Raw genomic sequence first — 1141 nt, 5'->3', positions numbered from 1 at the left:
AAAGAGAGTAATAGATCAGAACGGCCGATCGCCGTCAAGCACTGAAAATAGCAAAATCAGGTGCGGAATGACGGATGCAGAGCTTTCGGATCCAGACTATCTACCATACTGCCGCTTACAAGCATGTGCCCTTGGTCGAGTTCAATATCATAGAAGGGGTACGCAATAATGTATTTGGCACTCTTTATGCTGCTCAAGCAGCCATTGAAGCGGAAGTTGAAACCTTTGTACTGATATCCACTGACAAAGCGGTACGCCCAACCAACACCATGGGGGCCAGCAAGCGCTTGGCCGAGCTCATCCTGCAAGCCTTGACCCGTGAAAAGCACAAAACCCGTTTTTGTATGGTGCGCTTTGGTAATGTGCTCGGATCTTCCGGCTCAGTGGTGCCACTGTTCAGGCAACAGATAGACAAAGGTGGGCCTATCACTCTGACTCATCCCGATATCATTCGCTACTTCATGACAATACCGGAGGCGGCCCAGTTGGTTATCCAGGCGGGCGCGATGGGGGAGGGGGGAGATGTTTTTGTGCTCGATATGGGGCAGCCAGTCCGGATTATGGAGCTTGCAAAACGTATGATCCGTCTTAGCGGTCTGACGCTTCGCGATGAACTGCGGCCCGATGGCGACATTGCTATTGAGGTGACGGGGTTGCGGCCAGGTGAAAAACTCTATGAGGAATTGTTGATTGGGGATGATGCTAGAGGTACAGAACATCCCAGGATCATGGTGGCGCAAGAATGCTGGCTCCCCTGGTCAAGGCTGCGTCCCTTGCTGGCCTCGCTGGATGACGCCTGTCACCACTTTGATCAACAGAAAGTACGCGACATTCTGATGCACGCACCTGCTGCGTTCGAACCAACTGACGGCATCTGTGACCTGGTCTGGCTTGCTAAACAACGTGATCTGCCAACAGACAATGTGGTTCCACTTCCTACATACAACATCGATTTTTATATTGAAAATCAATAATATTCTATTATTACGCGCCCCATCAGACATGTTTTTAATTTAATCGTTGGTTGTTTTTTGAACGACCAAAAACTGATTAGACCAGATTGGCCGCGAATTCAACTTCGAAGTGCGACACTCGCCTATGCCGCCTGACGGTACTCTTCGAATACCTTGACAGGCTGCCT

The 1141-nt window shown here is 50.1% G+C and carries 1 pseudogene; it reads left to right on the top strand.

The features are described from left to right. Positions 1-74 precede the first annotated feature (74 nt). Positions 75-974 (top strand): annotated as a pseudogene (locus OKC30_RS20980) (UDP-N-acetylglucosamine 4,6-dehydratase family protein); the annotation flags it as partial. Positions 975-1141 lie beyond the last annotated feature (167 nt).

Origin of the sequence: Aeromonas sp. QDB18 (assembly GCF_027705325.1) — a bacterium.
In the GTDB taxonomy this organism is placed as follows: domain Bacteria; phylum Pseudomonadota; class Gammaproteobacteria; order Enterobacterales; family Aeromonadaceae; genus Aeromonas; species Aeromonas caviae.
This window is presented reverse-complemented; position numbering and strand designations above follow the sequence as displayed.